The organism is Streptomyces bambusae (genome assembly GCF_020532645.1).
In the GTDB taxonomy this organism is placed as follows: Bacteria; Actinomycetota; Actinomycetes; order Streptomycetales; family Streptomycetaceae; genus Streptomyces; species Streptomyces bambusae.
This window is the reverse complement of sequence record NZ_JAJAUZ010000077.1, coordinates 12575-33223: the sequence shown is the minus strand read 5'-3', so window position 1 is coordinate 33223 and position 20649 is coordinate 12575. Positions and strand designations below refer to the sequence as shown.

At 73.8% G+C, this 20649-nt stretch carries 19 protein-coding genes; 13 read left to right on the top strand and 6 right to left on the bottom strand.

Annotated elements, in window-relative coordinates:
* The 3 genes from LG634_RS33095 to LG634_RS33085 all read left to right on the top strand — a co-directional run.
* Window positions 1-837, top strand: an 837-nt coding sequence (locus LG634_RS33095; protein ID WP_443729028.1) for a KS-MAT linker domain-containing protein, incomplete at its 5' end; no start/stop codon positions are given.
* Window positions 834-1655 (top strand): 4'-phosphopantetheinyl transferase family protein, encoded by an 822-nt coding sequence (locus LG634_RS33090; RefSeq protein ID WP_226739448.1) that lies wholly within the window; start codon window positions 834-836, stop codon window positions 1653-1655. The genes LG634_RS33095 and LG634_RS33090, both read left to right, overlap by 4 nt.
* Window positions 1656-1956: 301 nt before the next feature.
* Window positions 1957-2886 (top strand): MBL fold metallo-hydrolase, encoded by a 930-nt coding sequence (locus tag LG634_RS33085; protein ID WP_264203904.1) that lies wholly within the window; start codon window positions 1957-1959, stop codon window positions 2884-2886.
* A 398-nt stretch (window positions 2887-3284) separates the two neighbouring features.
* On the opposite strand, the gene LG634_RS33080 is transcribed toward LG634_RS33085, so the two are convergent.
* The gene (locus LG634_RS33080) at window positions 3285-4334 is read right to left on the bottom strand and encodes an AfsR/SARP family transcriptional regulator (protein ID WP_264203903.1); all 1050 of its coding nucleotides are present in this window, start codon (window positions 4332-4334) and stop codon (window positions 3285-3287) included.
* Between the two features lie 245 nt (window positions 4335-4579).
* Here LG634_RS33080 and LG634_RS33075 point away from each other — a divergent pair, with 245 nt between their 5' ends.
* From LG634_RS33075 to LG634_RS33055, 5 genes are all read left to right on the top strand, one after another.
* Window positions 4580-5446, top strand: coding sequence for an AfsR/SARP family transcriptional regulator (locus LG634_RS33075; RefSeq protein ID WP_226739446.1), 867 nt, complete (start codon window positions 4580-4582; stop codon window positions 5444-5446).
* A 196-nt stretch (window positions 5447-5642) separates the two neighbouring features.
* On the top strand, window positions 5643-6407 hold the full coding sequence (locus LG634_RS33070; RefSeq protein ID WP_226739444.1) for a thioesterase II family protein: 765 nt from the start codon (window positions 5643-5645) through the stop codon (window positions 6405-6407).
* Between the two features lie 179 nt (window positions 6408-6586).
* Window positions 6587-7339 (top strand): TetR/AcrR family transcriptional regulator C-terminal domain-containing protein, encoded by a 753-nt coding sequence (locus tag LG634_RS33065; protein WP_226739442.1) that lies wholly within the window; start codon window positions 6587-6589, stop codon window positions 7337-7339.
* A 396-nt stretch (window positions 7340-7735) separates the two neighbouring features.
* On the top strand, window positions 7736-10009 hold the full coding sequence (locus LG634_RS33060; RefSeq protein WP_226739441.1) for an MMPL family transporter: 2274 nt from the start codon (window positions 7736-7738) through the stop codon (window positions 10007-10009).
* 409 nt (window positions 10010-10418) lie between these two features.
* Window positions 10419-10961 carry a hypothetical protein gene (locus LG634_RS33055; RefSeq protein WP_226739438.1) on the top strand — a complete coding sequence of 181 codons (543 nt, stop codon included), beginning with the start codon at window positions 10419-10421 and terminating at the stop codon, window positions 10959-10961.
* A 25-nt stretch (window positions 10962-10986) separates the two neighbouring features.
* Here the strand turns inward: LG634_RS33055 and LG634_RS33050 are convergent, their stop codons facing one another.
* A complete protein-coding gene (locus tag LG634_RS33050) occupies window positions 10987-11853 on the bottom strand; it encodes an SDR family NAD(P)-dependent oxidoreductase (protein ID WP_226739436.1) in 867 nt (288 codons plus the stop codon).
* Between the two features lie 99 nt (window positions 11854-11952).
* On the opposite strand from LG634_RS33050, the gene LG634_RS33045 reads away from it, so the two are divergent.
* Both LG634_RS33045 and LG634_RS33040 read left to right on the top strand, forming a co-directional pair.
* On the top strand, window positions 11953-12411 hold the full coding sequence (locus tag LG634_RS33045) for a MarR family winged helix-turn-helix transcriptional regulator (RefSeq protein WP_226739434.1): 459 nt from the start codon (window positions 11953-11955) through the stop codon (window positions 12409-12411).
* A 105-nt stretch (window positions 12412-12516) separates the two neighbouring features.
* Window positions 12517-13449, top strand: a complete 933-nt coding sequence (locus LG634_RS33040) for an NAD-dependent epimerase/dehydratase family protein (RefSeq protein WP_226739432.1) — start codon at window positions 12517-12519, stop codon at window positions 13447-13449.
* A 142-nt stretch (window positions 13450-13591) separates the two neighbouring features.
* On the opposite strand, the gene LG634_RS33035 is transcribed toward LG634_RS33040, so the two are convergent.
* From LG634_RS33035 to LG634_RS33025, 3 genes are all read right to left on the bottom strand, one after another.
* A complete protein-coding gene (locus LG634_RS33035; protein WP_226739430.1) occupies window positions 13592-14188 on the bottom strand; it encodes a dihydrofolate reductase family protein in 597 nt (198 codons plus the stop codon).
* 142 nt (window positions 14189-14330) lie between these two features.
* Entirely contained in the window at window positions 14331-15260 is a 930-nt protein-coding gene (locus LG634_RS33030; protein WP_226739428.1) for an NAD-dependent epimerase/dehydratase family protein, read from the bottom strand.
* Window positions 15261-15354: 94 nt separating this feature from the next.
* On the bottom strand, window positions 15355-16347 hold the full coding sequence (locus LG634_RS33025) for a ScbA/BarX family gamma-butyrolactone biosynthesis protein (protein ID WP_308072729.1): 993 nt from the start codon (window positions 16345-16347) through the stop codon (window positions 15355-15357).
* A 495-nt stretch (window positions 16348-16842) separates the two neighbouring features.
* On the opposite strand from LG634_RS33025, the gene LG634_RS33020 reads away from it, so the two are divergent.
* Together LG634_RS33020 and LG634_RS33015 are read left to right on the top strand one after the other, a co-directional pair.
* Window positions 16843-17643, top strand: coding sequence for a response regulator transcription factor (locus LG634_RS33020; RefSeq protein ID WP_226739426.1), 801 nt, complete (start codon window positions 16843-16845; stop codon window positions 17641-17643).
* Between the two features lie 115 nt (window positions 17644-17758).
* Window positions 17759-18403, top strand: coding sequence for a ScbR family autoregulator-binding transcription factor (locus tag LG634_RS33015; protein WP_226739424.1), 645 nt, complete (start codon window positions 17759-17761; stop codon window positions 18401-18403).
* A 33-nt stretch (window positions 18404-18436) separates the two neighbouring features.
* Here the strand turns inward: LG634_RS33015 and LG634_RS33010 are convergent, their stop codons facing one another.
* Window positions 18437-19003, bottom strand: coding sequence for a TetR family transcriptional regulator (locus LG634_RS33010; RefSeq protein ID WP_226739422.1), 567 nt, complete (start codon window positions 19001-19003; stop codon window positions 18437-18439).
* A gap of 304 nt (window positions 19004-19307) precedes the next feature.
* On the opposite strand from LG634_RS33010, the gene LG634_RS33005 reads away from it, so the two are divergent.
* Window positions 19308-20465, top strand: a complete 1158-nt coding sequence (locus tag LG634_RS33005; RefSeq protein ID WP_226739420.1) for a sensor histidine kinase — start codon at window positions 19308-19310, stop codon at window positions 20463-20465.
* Window positions 20466-20649: the final 184 nt, after the last annotated feature.

Sequence of the window (20649 nt, the reverse complement as noted above, 5' to 3'; positions counted from 1 at the left end):
GACGCCCCCGCCGAACGCGTCCTGCGCGAAGCCCTGCGCGCCGCCGGCCTCGACGCACGGGACGCCGGCGTCCGCGAGGACGCCGGATCCGTCCGCGCCCTCGTCGGCGACGCCGGCCCCGCCACCGGCGCCGCCGCCCTCACCCGCGCCGTGCTCCAGCTCCGCCACCGCATCCTGGCCCCCGGTCCGGACCGCTCCGAAGCCCAGACCTGGACCGCCGACGGCGGCACCCGCCGGATCTGTGTCGGCATCCGCGGCGCCGGCGGCGCCGACGCCCACGTGGTCCTGGAGGAGTACGTCCCCGACCCCGCGCAGACCCCGGCCGCCGACACCGCCGACGGCTCCGCCGCGGAACCCGCCGACGAGCTGGTCGTCCTGTCCGCCCCCACCCCCGCCCACCTGGCCGCCACCGCCCGCCGGTTCGCCGCCCTGCTCGCCGGCCCCGGCCCGGTCCCGCCGCTGCCCGCCCTCGCCCGCGCCCTGCGCACCGGCCGGGCCGCCATGGACTGCCGGTTCGCCGCCGTCGTCGCCGGCACCGGCGAACTCGTCCGCGCCCTGGAGCGGTTCCTGGAGGACGGCGCGCCCTGCGCCGACCTCCGCGACGGCGGCGCCGACCCGCTGGGCCTGGCCGCCGTACCCGAGACCGGCGACTACCTCGCCGCGCTCTGGCAGGCCGGGCACCTGCACCAGCTCCGCGGCCTGTGGCTGGCCGGGCTCGACGTCGACTGGACCGCCCTGGAGCCCGCCCACGGCCCCGGCACCGTCGCCGTGCCGCTGCCCGCCTCCGCCTTCCTGCGCGTACCGCTGTGGCTGGACGGCGAGGAGGGCGCGTCATGACCACGCTGCCCCTCGACCCGGCCGGACCGGCGCAGGCCGGACCGGCCCCGGTCAACCTGTGGTTCTGCCCCAACGAGGACCTCGCCCCCGGGATTGCCGCCACCCTCGCCGCGTACTGGCTCGACGAGAACGAGCAGGAGGTCGCCGGCCGGTTCCTCTTCGAACGCGACCGCCGCCAGTACCTCGTCGCCCACGCCCTGGTCCGCCGCGTGCTCGCCCTGGAGACCGGCATCCCCGAGGCCGAGGCCGTCATCTGGCGCTCCTCGCGCGGCCGGCCGTTCCTCCAGACCCCGGCCGGCGGACTGCCGCGCGGCGGCGGCGTCCTCGACTTCAACCTGTCGCACGCCAACGCCTACAACCTGCTCGGCGTCTCCCGCGGCCTGCGCATCGGCGTCGACGTCGAACGCCTCGACCGCGCCGAACGCGGCCTCGACAACATCATCGCGACCTTCGCCCCCGAGGAGCAGCACTGGATCGCCAGCGCCGCCCCCGGGCGGCCGCGCAACCGGCGCGCGCTGCGCCTGTGGACCCTGAAGGAGGCCTACTCCAAGGCCCGCGGCCTCGGACTCGGCCTGCCCTTCGACTCGTTCGCGTTCACCCTGGCCGAGGACCGGGGCGTCCTCTCGTTCCGCCCGCCCGCCGACGACTCGGCGGTCCGCTGGCGGTTCCTGGAGGTCGAGCCCGTGCCCGAGGTGCTGGCGGCGGCCGCCGTCGAGGTCGACGACGCCCGGCCGCCGGCCGTCCACCTCCACCACGGCTTCCCCTGGGGCCGCGCCGCCCCCCGCCGCCTCGTCCTGCCCGAACCCGCCCTGGCCTGAACCCGGCCCCGGAATTCCCTCCGGAACGCCGGGAGAAACGCTTGAAACCCGATCGAGAACACGCCCTGAAAACCCGGTGCACGGTTATCTTTCACCGTCCCGCACCGGAAATAAGGGGCGGTGAATTCCCGGCGCCCGCTCCGGCCGGAGCCGCACCGGGAATTCACGTTTTCCCGGACCGGACCGCACGGAACCGGAACGGGGCGCGGAAACGGTGTGCAGCCAGGCTCCGGGCCCGTTCCCGTACTCGCTCCCGTCTCGTCCGCTTCCGCCGCCGCCGACAGAACAGAATGGGGGACCCATGCCCGCCGCCACGACCGTCCCGCGCCGGACGGCCGCCGTCGTGACCGAGGTCGCCGACGGCGTCCACGCGTACGTCCAGCCCGAAGGCGGCTGGTGCCTCAACAACGCCGGCATCCTCGCCTCCGGCGGCCACAGCGCGCTCGTCGACACCGCCGCCACCGAGAGCCGCGCCCGGCACCTGCGGGACACCGCGCTCCGGCTGGCGCCCCGGCCGCCGCGCGCCGTCGTCAACACGCACTTCCACGGCGACCACACGTACGGCAACTTCGTCTTCCCCGAGGCCCTCACCATCGGCCACGAGCGGACCCGCGAGATGGTCCGCGCGGCCGGCCTGCACATGGCCGGGCTGTGGCCGGACGTCTGCTGGGGCGACATCGAGATCACCCCGCCCGAGCTGACCTTCCGGGACCGTACGACGCTCCACGTGGGGGACCTGCGCGCCGAGCTGATCCACATCGGGCCGGCCGCCCACACCACCGACGACACCGTCGTCTGGCTGCCCGACCAGCGCGTCCTGTTCACCGGCGACCTCGTCATGAACGGGGTCACCCCGTTCTGCGTCATGGGCTCCGTGACCGGCATGCTGCGCGCCCTGGACCGGCTGCGGGACCTCGGCGCCACCACCGTCGTCCCCGGCCACGGCCCCGTCGGCGGCCCGGAGCTCCTCGACGCCAACGCGGCCTACCTGCACTGGCTCCAGCGCCTCGCCGCCGCCGGCGTCGCGGCCGGCGCCACCCCCCTGGACCTGGCGCGCGCCACCGACCTGGGCCCGCACGCCGCCCTCCTCGACTCCGAGCGCCTCCTCCCCAACCTCCACCGCGCCTACGCCGAGGAACACGGCCTCCCCGAAGGCACCCCCCTGGACATCGGATCCCTCTTCCAGGAGATGACCACCTACCACGGCCACCCCCCACACTGCGCCGCCTGACCCCGGAGACCCCCTGCCGCCCGAAGCGCCAGGGGGTCTCCGCACACCGGGCCAAAACCAGCCCCACGGGACCACCTCCCGCCGGGCGCACCACCTCCAGCCCCACGGGACCACCTCCCGCCGGGCTGACCGCCCCACCCTGGGTCAACTCCAGCCCCGCCGGGCAACTCCAGCCCCGCCGGGCACATCCCAGCCCCGCCGGCGTTTGAGGCGCGGGGTCCGGGGCGGAGCCCCGAAGGGCCGGGCGTGCGTCCCGCCGGGCTGACCGCCCCACCCTGGGTCAACTCCAGCCCCGCCGGGCAACTCCAGCCCGGCCGGGCACATCCCAGCCCCGCCGGCGTTTGAGGCGCGGGGTCCGGGGCGGAGCCCCGAAAGGCCCGGCCCGCACCCCGCCCCGCTCAGCCGCCCGGCCCCGCCGGCGCCAGCAGCCGGAAGCGCCGTATCAACGCCTCCTGCTCCCGGCTCAACGACTCGATCCGCGCCCCCAACCGCGCAATCTCCAGCCCCAGCTCCCGCAGGGCCTCCCCATCCGTCCCCCCGGCCACCCCGTCCGGCCCACCGGACCGCTCGGGCACCAGGCAGCCCGCCTCCGGCACCCCGCCGGGCAGACGCCCCCCCGCCGAACCCCCCGGCAGCTCCAGCGACGGCGCATGCCGCAGGATCGCCTCCATCCGGTCCCGCAGCGCCGGCCCCGGCTCCACCCCCAGCTCGTCCACCAGCCGCCGCCGCGCCCGCTCGTACACGCCCAGCGCCTCGGTCTGCCGCCCGCACCGGTACAGCGCGAGCATCTGGAGGTCGTACAGCCGCTCCCGCATCGGATGCCCGGCCGTCAGCCGCTCAAGCTCCCACAGCACCTCCGCGTGCCGCCCGCTGCGCAGGTTCGCGTCGTACAGCGTCTCCAGCGTCGTCAGCCGCAGTTCCTCCAGCCGGTCCGCCTCGACCGTGCAGATCGGCCCCTGCGCACTGCCCTCCAGCGCCGGCCCCCGCCACAGCGCGAGCGCGCCGCGCAGCAGCTCGGCCGCGTGCTCGGGATCGGAGCCCAGCCGGGCCCGCCCCTCCGCGGACAGCCGGTGGAAGCGCTGCGCGTCGGTCGTGGCCCGCCCCGGCCGCAGCAGGTAGCCCGTCGTGCGGGTGGCGATCCAGCTCTGGCCGGCACCGTCCGGAGCCCCGTCCTGGAGCAGCCGGCGCAGCCGCGCCACGTGCGCCTGGAGCGCGTTGACCGCGCTCGCGGGCGGCCGGTCGCCCCACAGCTCGTGGATGAGCCGCTCGGCGGACAGCACGTGGCCAGCCCGGACCACCAGCGCGCCGAGCAGCGCCCGCTGCTTCGACCCGGCCGGCGCGACGTACGCGCCCGTGCTCCGGTCGAGCACCTCCACCGGGCCCAGGACGCGGAAGTCCACCTCGGTGTCACCGTCCGTGCCACGGGCGCCGTGTGCGCCGAAATCCATGGTGCCTCCTCCCGGCGAACCGACGGGATCTGCGGAAAGACACGAAGGCCGGCGGGAGAAAGAAAAAGAGCCGGCTTTTATCCCATGAACGGAATCTATCACTGTGTTTTCCCAGGGCAACCGGTCGGGACGGAGGGCGACTCGAAGCCCGCTCAAGATTTCCGGGGCACCGTACTGGACCCGGCTACCGTGCCGGAGTCGAAGGCTGTAAATCGATGGGAACTCGACGAAATGCGGAGGAGAGCGTGAGGATTCAGGTTCTGGGTCCGTTGAGTGCCGAGGTCAACGGGGGCTCGATTGTTCCGACGGCTGGCAAGCCGCGCCAGATCCTGGCGCTGCTCGCGCTCTCCCCGGGGCGGGTGATACCCGTACAGACCCTCATGGAGGAGATCTGGGGCACCGAGCTTCCGCAGAGCGCACTCACAACCCTGCAGACGTACATCCTGCAGCTGCGCCGGCGGCTGGGCACCGCCATGGGCCCGGGCGTGCCGGGCAGCGCCAAGGACGTGCTCGCGACCCGGCACGGCGGCTACGTGCTGCAGATCCCGCCGGAGGCGGTGGACGTCCACGAGTACGACGGCCTCGTCGCCGGCGGACAGCAGGCGTTCGAGGAAGGAGACGACGAACGCGCGGCCGACCTGCTCCGCAGGGCGCTCGCCCTGTGGAACGGCCCGGCCCTGGTCGACGTACGGGTGGGGCCGATCCTCGAGATCGAGGTCATGCGCCTCGAGGAGAGCCGGCTCGTGACCGTGGAGCGGCGCATCGACGCCGACCTGCGGCTCGGCCGGCACGTCGAGGTCATCGCCGAACTGGCCGAGCTGATCGCCCGGCACCCGCAGCACGAGGGCCTGCACTCGCAGGCCATGGTCGCGCTGTACCGGTCCGGCCGGCAGGCCACCGCCCTGGACGTCTACCGCAGGCTGCGCAACCGCCTGATCGACGAACTCGGCGTGGAGCCGTCCCCGCAGCTGCAGCGCCTGCACCAGGCGATGCTGGCCGTGGACCCGGCGCTCGACGTGGTCGCGGGCCCGCGCCGGGTGTCGACGTTCGACCTGTACGGGTCCGCGGCGGGCGGCACGTCCCGCTACCCGGCCTGGTCGGAGGCCTCGTAACGGCCGCCGCGGGCAGGTGAGGAGCCGCAGGAGGGCCCGCACCCGGGGGTGTTCAAGTGTCCAGCCCCGGGCGCGGGCCTTCCGGCTACCCTGAGCCGCCCGGCCCCCGCCGAGACCCGCCGAGACCCGCCGAAGCCCGCCGGAACCCGCCCGGGAACCGCTGCCGGGCCGGCCCGGACGAAGGGACACCCCGACAGTGAACAGCACGTGGTTCCGGCGCTACACGGACGGCGGAACGGGCCCCCGGCTCGTGTGCTTCCCGCACGCCGGCGGCTCCGCGACGGCCTACATGCACCTGGCGCGCGCCCTGCCCGCCGGCTTCGACGTGCTGTCCGTGCAGTACCCCGGCCGCCAGGAGCGCTACCGCGAGGAGCCGTTCACCTCGCTGACCGCCCTGGTCGAGGCCGTCGCCGCCGAGCTGGCCCGCGGGATCGCCGCCGAACCCGGCCGCCCGTACGCGCTGTTCGGCCACAGCATGGGCGCCCTCATCGCGTACGAGACCGCCCGCGCGCTCGCCCGCCACGACGGACTGCCCGGCCCCGAGCGGCTGTTCCTCTCCGGCCGCGGCGCCCCCGACGTCCAGGGCAGCTGCGCCCACTACCTGCTGTGGGAGGACGCCGACATCCTCGCCGAGTGCCGCCGGCTCGGCGGCACCGACCAGGCCATGCTGGAGAACCCCGACGTGCTGGAGATGGTCATGCCGGCGCTGCGCGCCGACTACCGGGCCCTCGCCACCTACGGCTGGCAGTCCGGCCCGCCGCTGGCCGCCCCGGTCACCGCCCTGATCGGCGACGCCGACCCGATGGTGACGGTCCCGCAGGCCGAGGCCTGGCAGGGGCACACCACCGGCGGATTCGGCCTGGAGGTCTTCACCGGCGGCCACTTCTACATCGCCGACCACCTCGGCCGCGTGGCCGGGACGGTCACCGAGGGGCTGCTCGCCGGCGCCGCCGCCACCTGAGGCCGCCGCGCGCGGGCAGCCGCCGGGCCGGCGGCGGGCGGACGCCGCCGGCCCGGCCGCCATCACCGCAGGGTTCCTCCCCACGGGGCCGCACCGCACGGTTGCGCCGTACGGTGTTCCCGATTCCGCACGCTGTGCGTACGTGCGGTTATCCTGCAGTGACGAGAAAGGGGAGCCGCATGCCCGCAGCAGCCAAGGAAAAGACGATCCCGTCGGTGTGGACCCGGCCCCGGCGCGGCCGCCGCGAGCAGCCGGCCCTGAGCCGGGAGCACATCGTCGCCGAGGCGATCCTCCTGCTCGACGCCGAGGGCGTCGACGCCCTGAGCATGCGCCGCCTGGGCGCCCGCCTGAACGCGGGCGCGACCTCGCTGTACTCGCACGTCGCGAACAAGGACGAGCTGATCGAGCTGGTCGTCGACGAGGTGTACGGCGAGATGGAGGTCCCCGACGCCGGCGGCCCCGAGGGCTGGCGGGCCGGCAGCGTGGCCAGCGCGCAGAGCCTGCTCGCCGTGATCCTGCGGCACCCGTGGCTGGTGTCCGTCCTGGGCGGCGCCTCGTTCTCCTCGCTCGGACCCAACATGCTCCGCATCACCGACCGCCTGCTCGCCGTGTTCGAGGCCGGCGGCTTCCCGCTCGCGGAGGCGGACCGCGCCATGAAGGCGCTGCTCGCGTACGTGGTCGGGATGGGCACCAGCGCGGCCGCGTTCCTGACGGCGCTCTCCCACAGCGGGCAGACCCAGGAGGAGTGGGCCGAGCGCATGGTTCCGGTCATGTCCGAAGCGGTGCGCCCGTATCCGATGCTGAACGCGCTGTTCGACGCCCGGCAGGGCGACGACCTGCTGGACACTTCGACCGACCTGTTCGGATACGGCCTCGACCGGATGCTGGACGGGCTGGAGGCCCGGCTCGCCGGCCTGTCCGGCCCCGCGTAACCCGGCGCCGCGGCGAACTCCCGTACGCCGCGCCCGAATCGTCCGCCCGAACCCCCTGACCTGGGGGTTGCGGGCGTTTCTCGTTTTTCGGCCGCGGTTTCGCGGCGGTCCAGCCACGGTCCAGCGGGGCTCCACCGGGCTCGGGTGGACTTCCGGCAGGGTTCCCGGCGACACTTCCGAACAGTGTGCGTACTTGCGAACACCGTTCGCTCATAAGTACATTGTTCGACATGGCGCACAATGTGCGATCCGGTGCGCGTTCCGCGGTGGGGCGGGATGGGCCGATGGCGTAAAACCATCATCGTTAAGCAAACCGGCTATGCGGTTTGTTATAGTCGCCGCGTTCTGAGTCCGTAGTCCTGCCTGTCCGGCCGATCCGATGGGAGTCCACGAGCCGTGGCCACCTTCCTGTACAAACTGGGCCGCCTGGCCTTCCGGCGCCGGGGCCTGATGGTCCTGCTGTGGGTGCTGATCTTCGGAGGCATAGGGGTCGCGGCGTCCTCGGCGCCCCCGCCGCCCGCCGACACGTTCTCGATGCCCGGCACCGAGTCGCAGAAGGCCTTCGACCTCCTCAAGGAGAAGTTCCCGGCGGCCAGCGCCTCCGGTGCCACCGCCCGCGTCGTGGTCCGCGCCCCCAAGGGCGGCAAGCTGGCCGACGCGGACACCAAGGCCGCCGTCACCAAGCTGGTCGGCGAGCTGTCCAAGGCCCCCGAGGTGGTCGGCTCCACCGACCCGTTCCAGACGCAGACGATCAGCAAGGACGGCACCACGGGCTACGCCGTCGTCACCTACAAGGTCCCCGGACCCGAGGTGAGCGACAAGGCCCACGACGCCTTCGACGAGATCACCAAGAAGGCCCGGTCCGGCGGCCTGACCGTCGAGGCCGGCGGTGACGCCGTCAAGATCGAGGCCGAGATGGGCGGTTCCGCCGAGGGCATCGGCATCCTGATCTCCGCCATCGTCCTGCTGCTGACCTTCGGCTCGATGCTCGCTGCGGGCATGCCGCTGCTCACCGCCACCATCGGCGTCTCCATCGGCATCTCCGGCATCACCGCGCTCGGCAGCACCTTCGGGCTGTCCGCCACCACCACGAGCCTGGCCATGATGCTCGGCCTCGCCGTCGGCATCGACTACGCCCTGTTCGTCGTCTCCCGCTACCGCTCCGAGATGCTGGAGGGCCGCGACCGTGAGGAGGCCGCCGGACGCGCCGTCGGCACCGCCGGCTCGGCCGTCGTCTTCGCGGGCCTCACCGTCATCGTGGCCCTGGCCGGCCTGTCCGTGGTGAACGTCCCGCTGCTCACCAAGATGGGCCTCGCCGCCTCCGGCACGGTCGCCGTCGCCGTCCTCATCGCGCTGACCCTGGTCCCCGCGCTGCTCGGCTTCGCCCCGTACAAGGTCCTCGGCCGCCGCGAGCGCCACCTGTTCTGGCCGCAGCCGCTCAAGCCCCGCCAGGAGCGCGCGGCCGCCAAGCGCACCGCCAAGGCCGCCGCCCGCGCCGCGAAGAAGGACCCGGCCCGCCCGAACCTGGGCACCCGATGGGCCCGTTACGTGCTGCGCAACCCGATCGCCGTCCTGCTGGTCGGCGTGGTCGGTCTCGGCGCCCTCGCGGTGCCCGCCGCCAGCCTGGAGCTCGGCCTGCCGGGCGAGGGCACCATGGCGGAGGAGACCACCCAGCGCAAGGCGTACGACATGCTGTCCGACTCCTTCGGCGCCGGCTTCAACGGCCCGCTGACGGTCACGGTCAGCGCCAAGGACGCCAAGGCGGCCGGCGAGGCCGTCGGCGGCGCCCTCGCCAAGGAGGACGGCGTGGCCTCGGTGGCCCCGGCCGTCGTCAACGAGGCGGGCGACACCGCCATCGTCAACGTCATCCCGACCACCGGTCCGGCCGAGAAGGAGACCGAGGAGCTCGTCCGCAGCCTGCGCGCGCTCGCCGGCGGCCTGGAGGACAAGACCGGCGGCGAGGTGCTGATCACCGGCCAGACCGCCAGCCTGATCGACTTCTCGAAGACGCTGGACGACGCGTTCGTGCCCTACCTGGGCCTGGTCGTCGGCCTCGCCTTCATCCTGCTGGTCCTGGTCTTCCGTTCGGTGCTGGTCCCGCTGAAGGCGGCCCTCGGCTTCCTCCTGTCGGTCAGCGCGGCCCTCGGCGCCGTCGTCGCGGTCTTCCAGTGGGGCTGGCTCGCGGACGTCTTCGGCATCGACCAGACCGGTCCGATCATGAGCACCATGCCGATCTTCATGATCGGCATCGTCTTCGGCCTCGCCATGGACTACGAGGTGTTCCTGGTCTCCCGGATGCGCGAGGCCTACGCCCACGGCGCCGGGCCCGACGAGGCCGTCGTCTCCGGCTTCCGCTACAGCGGCCGCGTGGTCGCCGCCGCGGCGGCGATCATGATCAGCGTGTTCTCCGGCTTCATCCTGGACGCCAACGACATGATCCAGATGATCGGCTTCGGCCTGGCGACCGCCGTCCTCTTCGACGCGTTCGTCGTCCGCATGGCGATCGTCCCGGCCCTGTTCGCCCTCCTCGGCAAGTCCGCCTGGTGGATCCCGCGCTGGCTCGACAAGGCCCTCCCCAACGTCGACGTCGAAGGCGAGAAGCTCAACCACATCCCTGCGGCCCGCCAGGCCCAGTCCGCCCCGGCCCGCGAACACCAGCTGGTCGACTGACCCCGTACTCCGGCCCGGCCCGGCAGCGACCCTGCCGTCCCGGGCCGGACCCGTACGTCGCCGGGGCATTCCCGGCCTCGTCGGAGCCGAGGTGTTCCGGGGCGTGCCGGGGCACTTCCAGCGTCGGAGTCGAAGCGCGCCGGGGCACTTCCAGCCTCGCCGGCGTTTGAGGCGCGGGGTCCGGGGCGGAGCCCCGAAAGGCCCGCCCCGCACCCCGCACGGCACGGCCCGGCCCGGTGGCAACCCGCCACCGGGCCGGCGCCGTTCCCGGGCACGGGCATGGGCACGGGCACGGGCACGGAAGCACCGGCGGCCGCGCCCGCGGGAGTCGGCGGTTCCCCGCCCCGGAGAACCGCCGCCCCCGTCACGACGTGTTCAGGGAGGAGATCCCGTACCCCGAGGAGAGTCCATGCGCATGCTGACCGGCCCCGCCATCGCCGCCCTGGTCCTGACCGCCGGCGCCGGCACCGCCCTCGCCGTGCAGACCGGCACCGGCCCGACGGCGGCCTCGGCGGCGGAGTCCCGCGAGATGCTGCGCATCGCCGACACCTACCTGGCCCACCGCGCCGCCGCCGTCACCGCAGAGGGCTCCCGCGTGCCCGCCGACGTCCTCACCGCCCCCCTCGCCGACACCCTGCGCGGCGAGTTCGACGCCCTCGCCGCCCGCGGCCGCAGCCTGCACGGCATCGGCGCCGGCTACTCCCGCGCCGAAACCGACCCGGCCACCGGCACCCCCGAGGTCTCCGGCACCACCGCGACCCTCGAACTGGAAGAGCTCACCCGCCTCTTCCACGAGGTCTCCGGCCCGGGCGCACCCCCGTACGAGGCCTACGCCCTCACCCACACCCTCACCTTCCACCGCGCCGCGAACGGCCACTGGCTCCTCTCCGCCGCCCGCCCCCACATCGGACCGGCCGACCTCCCCCCGACCACCCACTTCCGCAAGGGCTGACGGCGGTGGCCCGCGGCGGACGGCCTCAGCCCACCCAGCTCCCCGTCATGCCCAGGACCGCCGAGCCGTCCCCGTCGGCCAGCTTGGTGGCGGTGAAGGCGGTGGCCCAGGCCGAGGTCTGGAGGCGGAAGGCGGGGCGGTCCGCGGTCAGGGCGGTGAGGACCGCCCCGGCCGCCTCGGCCGGGGTCTGGGCGGCGTCCGACGCGAACTGGCCGACGGTGCGCGCGATGTAGTTCCGCAGTGCGTCCGCGTACGGGCCGGCCGCGGCGATCTCGGCCTCCAGGTCCAGCCCGATGTTGTTGACGAACTCGGTCGCCACCGCCCCCGGCTCGACGACGGACACGTGCACGCCGACGGCGGCCGCGACCGGCGCCAGGCTCTCCATGTACCCCTCGACGGCGAACTTCGCCGCACAGTACGCCTCGTTGAACGGCTGGCCGACGACCCCGCCCACGCTGGTCACGGTGATCAGGCGGCCGCCGGTGGCCCGCAGGTGGGGGAGGGCCGCCTTGGAGACGTTGAGCACGCCGAAGAAGTTGACCTCCATGACCTCGCGGACGTCGGCGACGGTCTCCATTTCGAGGGTGCCGACGTGCCCGGCGCCGGCGTTGTTGACGACCGCGTCCAGCCGGCCGTAGTCGGCGACCACCCCGGCCACGGCGGCGGCGACGGACTGCTCGTCGACGACGTCCAGCTGCCGGATGTCGATCTCGACACCCGCCTCGGCGGCCGCCTTGCGCAGGGCGCCGGCCCGGCCGGTGTCGCGCAGGGTGGCCACGGTCCGCCAGCCGGCCCGGGCGGCGGCCACGGCGGCGGCCAGTCCGATGCCGGAGGAGGTGCCGGTGATCAGGACGGTACGGGCATCGGAAGCGGTGGCGGCGTCGTACGGCATGGCGGGGCCTCTTTCGCAGGTCACAGGAGCAGAATTTATGTGCGTGTACACACACCATAGATTCATGTGTGTGCACACGCAACCCCTAAACTGGACGGCATGCCGAAGAAGCTCACCGCAGCCGAGATGCCCACGGCCGACCACGCCTTCTACGGGCTCGTCTGGGCCGGCCAGACGCTGACCGACCGCGTGGACAAAGCCCTGGTCAAGGCGCACGACCTGCCCGTGTCCTGGTTCGAGGTCATGCTGTGGCTGGCCGCCAGCCCCGAGCCCGTCCCCGCGTCCACGCTCGGCAACAGCACCCTGCTCAGCCGCAGCCAGGTCTCCCGGGTCCTCGACACCCTCCAGTCCCGCGGCCTGGTGATACGCACCCCGTCACCGCGCGACGCCCGCTCGGTGGAGGTCTCCCTCACGGACGCCGGCCATGCCCTCTTCGCCGCCGCCGACGCCACCCGCCGCGAGGCCCTGGCCCCCGCCTTCACCGACCTCCTCGACCCCGAGGACCTGTCCGCCCTGAGCCGCGTCTGGCACAAGCTCAAGTCACAGAAAACCACGTGAACCGGCCCGCGCCCGGGCCCGCCGGCCCGGGCAACGCACCTCCGCTGCCTGGCCCGTGACCACCCGTTAGGCTGAGCGTCCCGCCGCAGGCCAGGAGTGTGCCCCGTGCCCAGCATCATGATCACCGGAGCCTCCGGGTTCATCGGCAGCCACGTCGCCCGGGCCGCGGCCGGTCGGACGGCCGCCCTGACGCTGATGTCCCACCGCAGGCCGCCCGCCGTACCCCGGTCCGCCGGCGTCCGCACCGTCACCGCCGACCTCGCCGCCCCGCACACCCTGCAGGGCACCTGCGAGGGCGTGGACGTGCTGATCCACTGCGCCTCGCAGATCGGCGGCACCCCCGAGGCCAACGAGGCCGTCAACGCCCGCGGCACCGAGGCCCTCGTCGCCGAGGCCCGCCGCGCCGGGGTGTCCCGGATCGTCCACCTGAGCACGGCGTCCGTGTACGGCCGCGGCACGTTCATCGGCGCCCGCGCCGAAGACCTCGTCCGGCGCCCGGGATCGCCCACCTCGCAGACCCGCGCGGCCGCCGAGGACACCGTTCTCGCGGCCGGGGGCACCGTGCTGCGCCCCCACATCGTCCACGGCGAGGGCGACGTCTGGGTGGTGCCGGTGATCGCGGGGGCGATGCGCGCCCTGCGCCATGAAGTGGTGGGCGGGGAAGCCCTGCTGTCCGTCGTCTCCGCCGCCGAGCTGGCCCGCCTGCTGCTCGGGGCGGCCCTCGCGCCGGCCGGGGCGCTGAGCGCCCGGGTGTACCACGCGGTGCACCCGGAGCCGGTGAGCGCGGCCCGGCTGCTGCGCGCGGCCGCCGACTGCGCCGGACTCCCGCCCGCCCGGCGGCAGCTGACGGTGGAGCAGGCCAGTGAGGCGCTCGTCGCGCGCGGGCACACCGTCACGGGCCTGGGCATGCTGGCGACCGACCACTGGTTCGACGGCTCCCGGCTGTGGGCGGACCTGGGCGAGGAGCCCGGCCCGGGCTTCGAGGAGGACTTCGCCGGGGCCCGCGCCTGGTACGAGGACACCGTCCGGGCGGCCTGAACCGCGCCGCCCCCGCCCCGCGGACGGCCGGGGTCCGGCCGCGGCCACCCGCGCGAGCGGACCGCCGCCGGACCCGCCGGCCGAACCCGCCGGCCGGACCCGCCGGGCTGCCGGACACGTCCGCCGGACCCGGCCGGGCCCGTCAGGCCGACGGCGCCGCCGGCCGGTACGTGCACACGTGCACCCCGGTGTCGCTCGTCACGCTCGACACCAGCTCCAGCGTCCGCATCGCGCCGTCCCCGGGGAACACCGACTTCCCGCCGCCGAGCAGCACCGGCATGATCATCAGCCGCAGCTCGTCCACGAGCCCCTCGGCCAGCAGGGTCCGCACCAGCGTGGGGCTGCCCATGACGACCAGGTCCCCGCCCGCTTCGGCCCGCAGCCCGCGGATCCGCCCGACCGCGTCCGCCCCGCCGATCAGCCGCGTCCCGTTCCACGTCAGCTCGTCCTCGCCGAGCGTCGCGGACACCACGTACTTCGGCAGCGCGTTCATCCGGTCCGCGAACGGGTCACCCGCCCGCCCCGGCCACGCCGCGGCCATGGTCTGCCAGGTCCGCCGCCCGAACAGCAGCGCGTCGGCCTTCTCCACCGCGTCCGCGAACGCCCCGCCCACGACCTCGTTGAAGAACGGATGCGACCACCCGCCGTGCGCGAACCCGCCGTCGGTGTCCTCGTCCGGCCCTCCCGGCGCCTGCACGACCCCGTCCAGACTGATGAACTCGCTCACCACAACCCGCATCCCACGCCCCTTCCGTCCGGTCCACACCCTGCAGACCGCCACACCCGCCAGAATTGATCGGCCACACCCCCCTCACCTCCTCCGGCGGCGATTGCGGGCCCCACTTCGGCAAGTCGCCCCGCCGCGGGCGCCCCCCCGCGCCTCAGGCGGCGGTGACGAGGGAGGTCCGGTACCAGCCGGCCAGGCGCGGGAAGTCGGAGCCGAAGCAGGGTCCCGGGGCGAGCCGCAGCTCGCGCCACAGCGGCGCGCCGTCGAAGACGTGGTCGCTCGTCATGAGATCGAGCGCGTACGCGGCTTCGCGGTGGGTCCGCAGCACCGAGCGCGCCCGGTCGGCGGTGATCTGCCGCTGCTGCGGCCAGGGCGCTCCGGTGCACGCGGCGGCCGCGCGCAGGAGGTCGTACGCGGCGACCGGGGCCGGGTGCACGGCATGGTAGACGGACTCGGTCAGCGTGCCGGCGGGCGCCAGGGCGGAGGCCACCAGGAGCCGGGCCAGGTCGGTCGCGGAGACCAGGGACATGGCCGCGGTCCACCCGGCGACACCGCCGGGCAGGGCGCGCAGGAGTCCCGCCAGGCCCGGCAGGACCCAGACGTCACCCACGCCGTACACGAGGTGGGGGCGCAGGACGGTCCCGCCGGCGGCGAGGACGGCGTCCTCGGCGGCCGCCCGGGTCCGCGAGGTCGCGGAGCGCGGGTTGCGGGTCAGCTCGGCCGGCCGGCCGCCGCGGAACGTTCCGCGGCCGTAGACGGACGCCGTGCTCAGGTGGACGATGCGGCGCACTCCCGCACGACGGGCCTCCGCCACGAGCGCGGCGGTGCCGCGGGCGTTGACCGCCTCGTTGGCCTCGTCGGACCCGCCGATCCGGGCGGCGCAGTGGATCAGGACGTCCACCCCCTCGCACACGCCGTGCAGCGAGGCGGGTGCCGCCAGGTCCGCCCGGACGACGGTGTGGGGGGAGGGGCCCACGGGGCGGTGGTGCGACATCAGCCGCAGCGAGGCCCGGTGCCGCCCGGCCTCCCGTACGACGTGGCGGCCCACGAAGCCGGCCGCGCCGGAGATCAGGACGGTGGGCACGCGGGAACTCTCCCATCGGGACATCACGACACACTCCATCGGGGATCGGGCGGTTCACCGGCGGCGGGTCCTGCGGCTCGGCGGGTGCGGTGCCTCAGCGGGTGCGGGGACTCAGCAGCATGTCGGCGGTGAACACCGTCCGGTCGTTCTGGACCCCGCGCACCTTGACGCGGCCCGGCGCGCCGGAGTGCGGCTCGGCCTCGATCCAGCAGGGCGCGTCGAACTCGGCGTAGCGGAAGAATTCGCTGGTCAGGCTGGTGACGAGGGCGTCGTTCAGGCCCGTGGACGCGTGGGCCACCTGGCGGGCCGCCTCCATCAGGACCATGCCGGGGATGTGGTCCACCGGGTGGTCGAAGAAGACGGGGTGCGTGGTGTCGACCCGCAGTTCCCAGCGGCCGGCGGTGCCCGGCTCGGGCTCGGCCAGGACGACGTGCCGGTCGGAGGTGTGCCCGACCAGGGCCGGGTCGACGGCCGGCGGGGTGGGGCGGTGGCTGCTCGTGGGACGGTCCCCGCGCAGCCGCCGGTGGACGGCCGGGCTGGTGCAGCTGAAGGCGGCGCCGGCGGTGGCCAGTGGAGCGCCGTCGCGCACGACCGTGACGTCGTAGCGCATGCTGCTCAGGTTCCGGCCACGGCGGGCGACGTCCCGGCAGACGGTGTGCAGCTCCACCTCGGTGGGCGTGGCGTCCGCCAGCAGCAGTTCGGGCCTGGCCGTGAAGGACATGTCCCACATCAGGAACTGGTGGCCGAAGGGTACGCCGTACTCGGCGTGGGCCAGCAGGGAGCCGATCTGCCGGATCGACTCGATCAGGAGCATCGGGTCCTGGTAGCCCCCGGCCGGCGCGAAGAGCGAGTGGCCGCGCGGCCACTGCGCCCGTACCAGGAAGCGGTCGCCGGCCCCGGAGTACGCGGCGGGCTCCCAGCCGGTCAGCAGGACCTCGGAGACCGCGGCGCGGTGGACGTACTCGCGCGGCACCGTGGTGGTGAGCGGCGGGCGCATGGTGGTTCCGTACGGCTTCGGTGTCCTGGGCGCGACCGGTAACGCGGGGCCCTGTACGGACATCGGCACGGTGGAGCTGAGGTACGGCATGTGTTGCGGCACTCCTGTCGATCCGAATGGGCAGGGGTGAGCAAGCAGGACGTCGGCGGCCACCCCCCTCAGCGGCCGGACGAACCTGCGAGAGACAAGGTACAGACAGGTCGGTCGGGTTTTTCAAGAGTCTCGGGAATGTCGGTTCAAGCAACTCTTGAGCGCGCTGTGCATTGCCTCGAATGTCCTATTTGTCATGACATTCGAGGTGGTAACCATACAGACTTGCTTGGTTCAATCGTGCCGTGGGTGCGACTGTGCCAGATCCCTGCCGTTCCTCGCCCCGCGCGCGACCCGTCGTCAACTCCCGTGTCATTTAGCAACATTGCTGGTCGGAGGCGAGCGCCGCGAGTGATGGGGGCGACCTCGCATACGGCTCGCATCTCCATTGACAATCAGACAAGTCTGTTTGGTATTGTCCCCGTGCTGTGGTTGAGCAGAAGCGTTGGGCAGAAGCCGACGACGCGACTGTGCCTCAGGAGCCAGGGGGAGCAGATGAAGAGACACGCCGTGGACCTACTCGCCGTCCGGCCGGAGACCCGCCGTCCGCACTCCGCCGCCGTGCCCCGCGCGTACGGCGCAGCGCTCCCGCCGCGCACGGCGGCCGACGGCCGCACCGCGCCGGCGGGAGCGCTGCGCGTCCTGGTGGTCGAGAGCGAGGCCAGGGCCGCACACTCGCTGGTCCAGGGGCTGCTGCGGCAGGGGTACGAAGCCGACAGCGTGGCCACCGGCGGCGCCGCGCTCCAGGCCCACCGCGACGTCGACCTCGTCCTGCTCGACCTCGACCTGCCCGACCTCGACGGGCTGGAGGTGTGCCGGGCAGTCCGCGCCGTCAGCGACACCCCGGTCATCGCCGTCACCGCGCGCGGCTCCGAACTCGACCGGGTGCTCGGACTCCAGGCCGGCGCGGACGACTACCTGGTCAAGCCGTACGGGTTCCGCGAGCTGCTGGCCCGCATGGAGGCCGTGATGCGCCGGGTCCGGCTGCGGCCGGCCGCCGTCTCCCGGGTCATCGACCAGGGCCCGCTGCGCATCGACGCCGGCACCCGGGTCACCACCCTCGGCGGCACGACGGTGGACCTGACGCGCAAGGAGTTCGACCTGCTGTACCTGCTGGCCTCGCAGCCCGGCACGGTGGTCTCCCGCCGCCGGCTGCTGACCGAGGTCTGGGACGACGCCTGGTCGCAGCGCGGGCGCACCCTGGACACCCATGTCAGCAGCGTGCGCGGCAAGCTCGGTTCGAGCAGCTGGATCATCACCGTCCGCGGCGTCGGCTTCCGGATCGGACAGCCGTGACCGGGCCGGGTCGCACCGCCGACGTTTCGCGTTCGGTCACAGAGGGAATCGAGCGGGAGCCGATACAGTACAGACAAGTCGGTTAAATTTTGGTTGGCTATTACAAGGATCAGTCATGGCTCAGCAAGAACGCGGTACCCGGTCCAGGCGCTCGATCCTGGAGGCTGCGGCCAGAGTGTTCGACGAGCGTGGCTACGACGCCGCCAGCACGAACGAGATCCTCGCCAGCACGGGGCTCACCCGCGGCGCGCTCTACCACCACTTCCCCTCCAAGGAGTCCATCGCGGTCGCCCTCGTGGCCGCGCACAGCGAGGCCCTGACCGTCCGGGAGCAGCCGGTCAAGCTCCAGTCGGTGATCGACCTGACCCTGGAGTTCGCCGAGCGGCTCCAGACCGATCCGGTGCTGCGCGCGAGCGTACGGCTGGCGGTCGAGCAGACCTCCTTCTCCCGCCCGCCGCAGACGTCGTTCGAGCAGTCCAGCGCGGCCATCCTCACGCTCCTGCGCCAGGCCGAGGCGCAGGGCGAGATCCTGCCGGGCGTGGACGTGGAGGAGGCGGCGACGACCATCGTCGGTTCCTTCACGGGCCTGCAGGTGATGTCGCAGGTCTACACGGGCCGCGCCGACCTGCCCCACCGCATCACCGTGTTCTGGGGCTTCCTGCTCCCGGGCCTGGCCACCCCCGGGCTGCTCGGCCGGCTGCGCACGACCCCGCCGCCCGTACCGGAGCAGGACGAGACGGTGCCGCCCCGGGCGTCGTGACGGGGATCCGCCCGGCGAATCCCCGTCACGACGTCACCCGATCCGTTCCGCTTCCGCCCCGAAGAGCGGGCGCAGCAGGGCCCACAGCCGCTGGTTGGTCCCGGCTTCCCACCAAGCGGGGTCGGTGTGTCCCAGCGACTCCAGTCCGGCGGCCACCACCACGGCCAGGTCCGCCAGGTCGTCGGGGGACGGGGCGGTCTCCCGGTGCCCCTTGGACACGTGTCTGCGCACGAGGGTCAGCACCTCGTCGCGCAGCTGCGGCGGGCCGGGGGATCCGTCCGCGGACAACTGGATGCCGGCGCGCAGCAGTTCCTCCTCGCGCAGGGCCCGTGTCAGCGCGGTCAGGAAGCGTTCCGGACCGTCGGCCGAGCGCTGGTCGAACGCCTTCTCCGCCAGCTCCATGACGCGCTCGTGGGCCTGCTCGTACACGGCGGCCATCAACTGCGCGGTGGAGGAGAAGTGGTGGTACAGCGCCCCCCGGCTCACTCCGGCCCGGCGGCAGATGCTGACCAGTCCCGCGTCGGAGGGGCCGCCGTCGGCTATCAGCTCAGCCGCGGCACGGATGAGGGCCTGGCGGGTCTGTGCGGACCGAGTCTGCATCAGTCGTAACCTGCCCATTTCCTATTTCAGGTGCACGGAAGCAATGCGGCGGCACGCGGAGTGCGCCGACGAACCCAAAGATACAGCCCTGCCTGTTTTCTTGCATAGCCGTCGAGGGGCTACTTCGTCATCTTGAGCATTTTGCAAGAAGAACTTCAGGGTGGTGTCCCCTTTTTGTAGGTATGCGCCGATCTCTCCAGGTGGAGATGCGCCCTGCAAGCTCATTGACAATCAGACATGTCTGTATGTTAGCTTGCCGGTACACCCTGCGGCATCGCAGCACCCCGCCTGAGGAGTCAGCCCGATGAGCAGTACAACCGCCCCCGTCGTGGGAAGCCGGTTCGCCGAAGCCCTGAACGAGGGCCTGCTCCGTGCGGCCGTCCGGATGCGGCCCCCGGCGGCGCAGCGGACCGCCCCGCCGCCCCGGTTGTCCGGAGCCCCCGCATCCCGCCCCGCCGGTCCCGGACCCGCCGGACCCGCCGCCCCGGCCGCCGCCCTCGGCAGCTGGGAGAGCGCCGCCGTACTGGAGCGCTTCGCCGCCCGCCTGCCCGAGGTGCTCGCCCCCGCCGAAGCCGGCGTACCGGCCGTGCGGACCGCGCTCGTGGACTTCGCCCGCGCCGTCCTGGCCCGGGCGGCGGCGCCGGGTGACGCGTCCGCCCCCGCTCCGCCCGCACCGCCCGCCGCCTCCCCCCACCAGGTGGTCACCGCCGCCGCGCTGCTCCTCGAGTGCGCGGTACTGCACGTGCTGGAGAACGGCATCGCCCACCGCGAGACCGGCCTGCTGCGGGCGGTCGCCGTCGTCCAGGGTCTGGGCGCCGCCGTCCGCGGCCTCGGCGACCCCGTGTGGACCGGGGACGACGGCTGGAACGAGCGCCGCCGGCTGGCCCGCCAGCTGAGCGACGAACTCGGCGGCGCACTCTCGCTCGCCCGCCTCAGCCTGGCCCGCGTCACCCGCGAAACCGCCGGACCCGATGACCGCGCGGTCCATCTCGCCGCTGCCGAAAGGGCGTTGGCCGACGCCGCCCAGGAGAACGAGGCGCTCATAGGAGGCCTGCGGCGCCGCTGCGACCTTCCGCCGCTGCGCGAGGCGCTGGAGGAGTTCCTCGCCGGACCCGGGCCGCAGGGCGACCGGGCCGTCGTCGCCTCCGTCGAGGTCGCCGGCGACGAGGGGCTGATCCCCGAACGCCACCGGAGGGAGATCTACCTCGCCCTGCGCGAGGCGCTGCGCGACCGGCTGGCCCGGCCGGACACCGGGCACGTCTCGGTCGTCGTACGGATCACCCGGCGCTGGCTGTACGCACGGGTGACCGACGACGGAACCGGTCCCGGCGAGGCCGGCGGCGACGCCCTGCGCTCCCTGACCGAGCGCATCGAGGACCTCGGCGGCCGGGCCGAGACATCCGCCGGCGAGGTCGCCGGCACGGTGGTGGAGATCCACCTGCCGGTCCGGCCCCGCTCCTGAGGAGGGGTCCTTGTGCTCTTCCTGAGGTCCGGCTGACGCTCCGCTGACACAGCTGCGAAAGCCTGCGCAACCCTGCAGAAGCTTTGATCCGGCGCGCGTTGAAGCGCCCAAGCCAGCTCCGGAAGGATGGCGACACGAACTGGTCGGCCGGTATGTGGGCCGATCGCCGTCACCGGAAGTCACA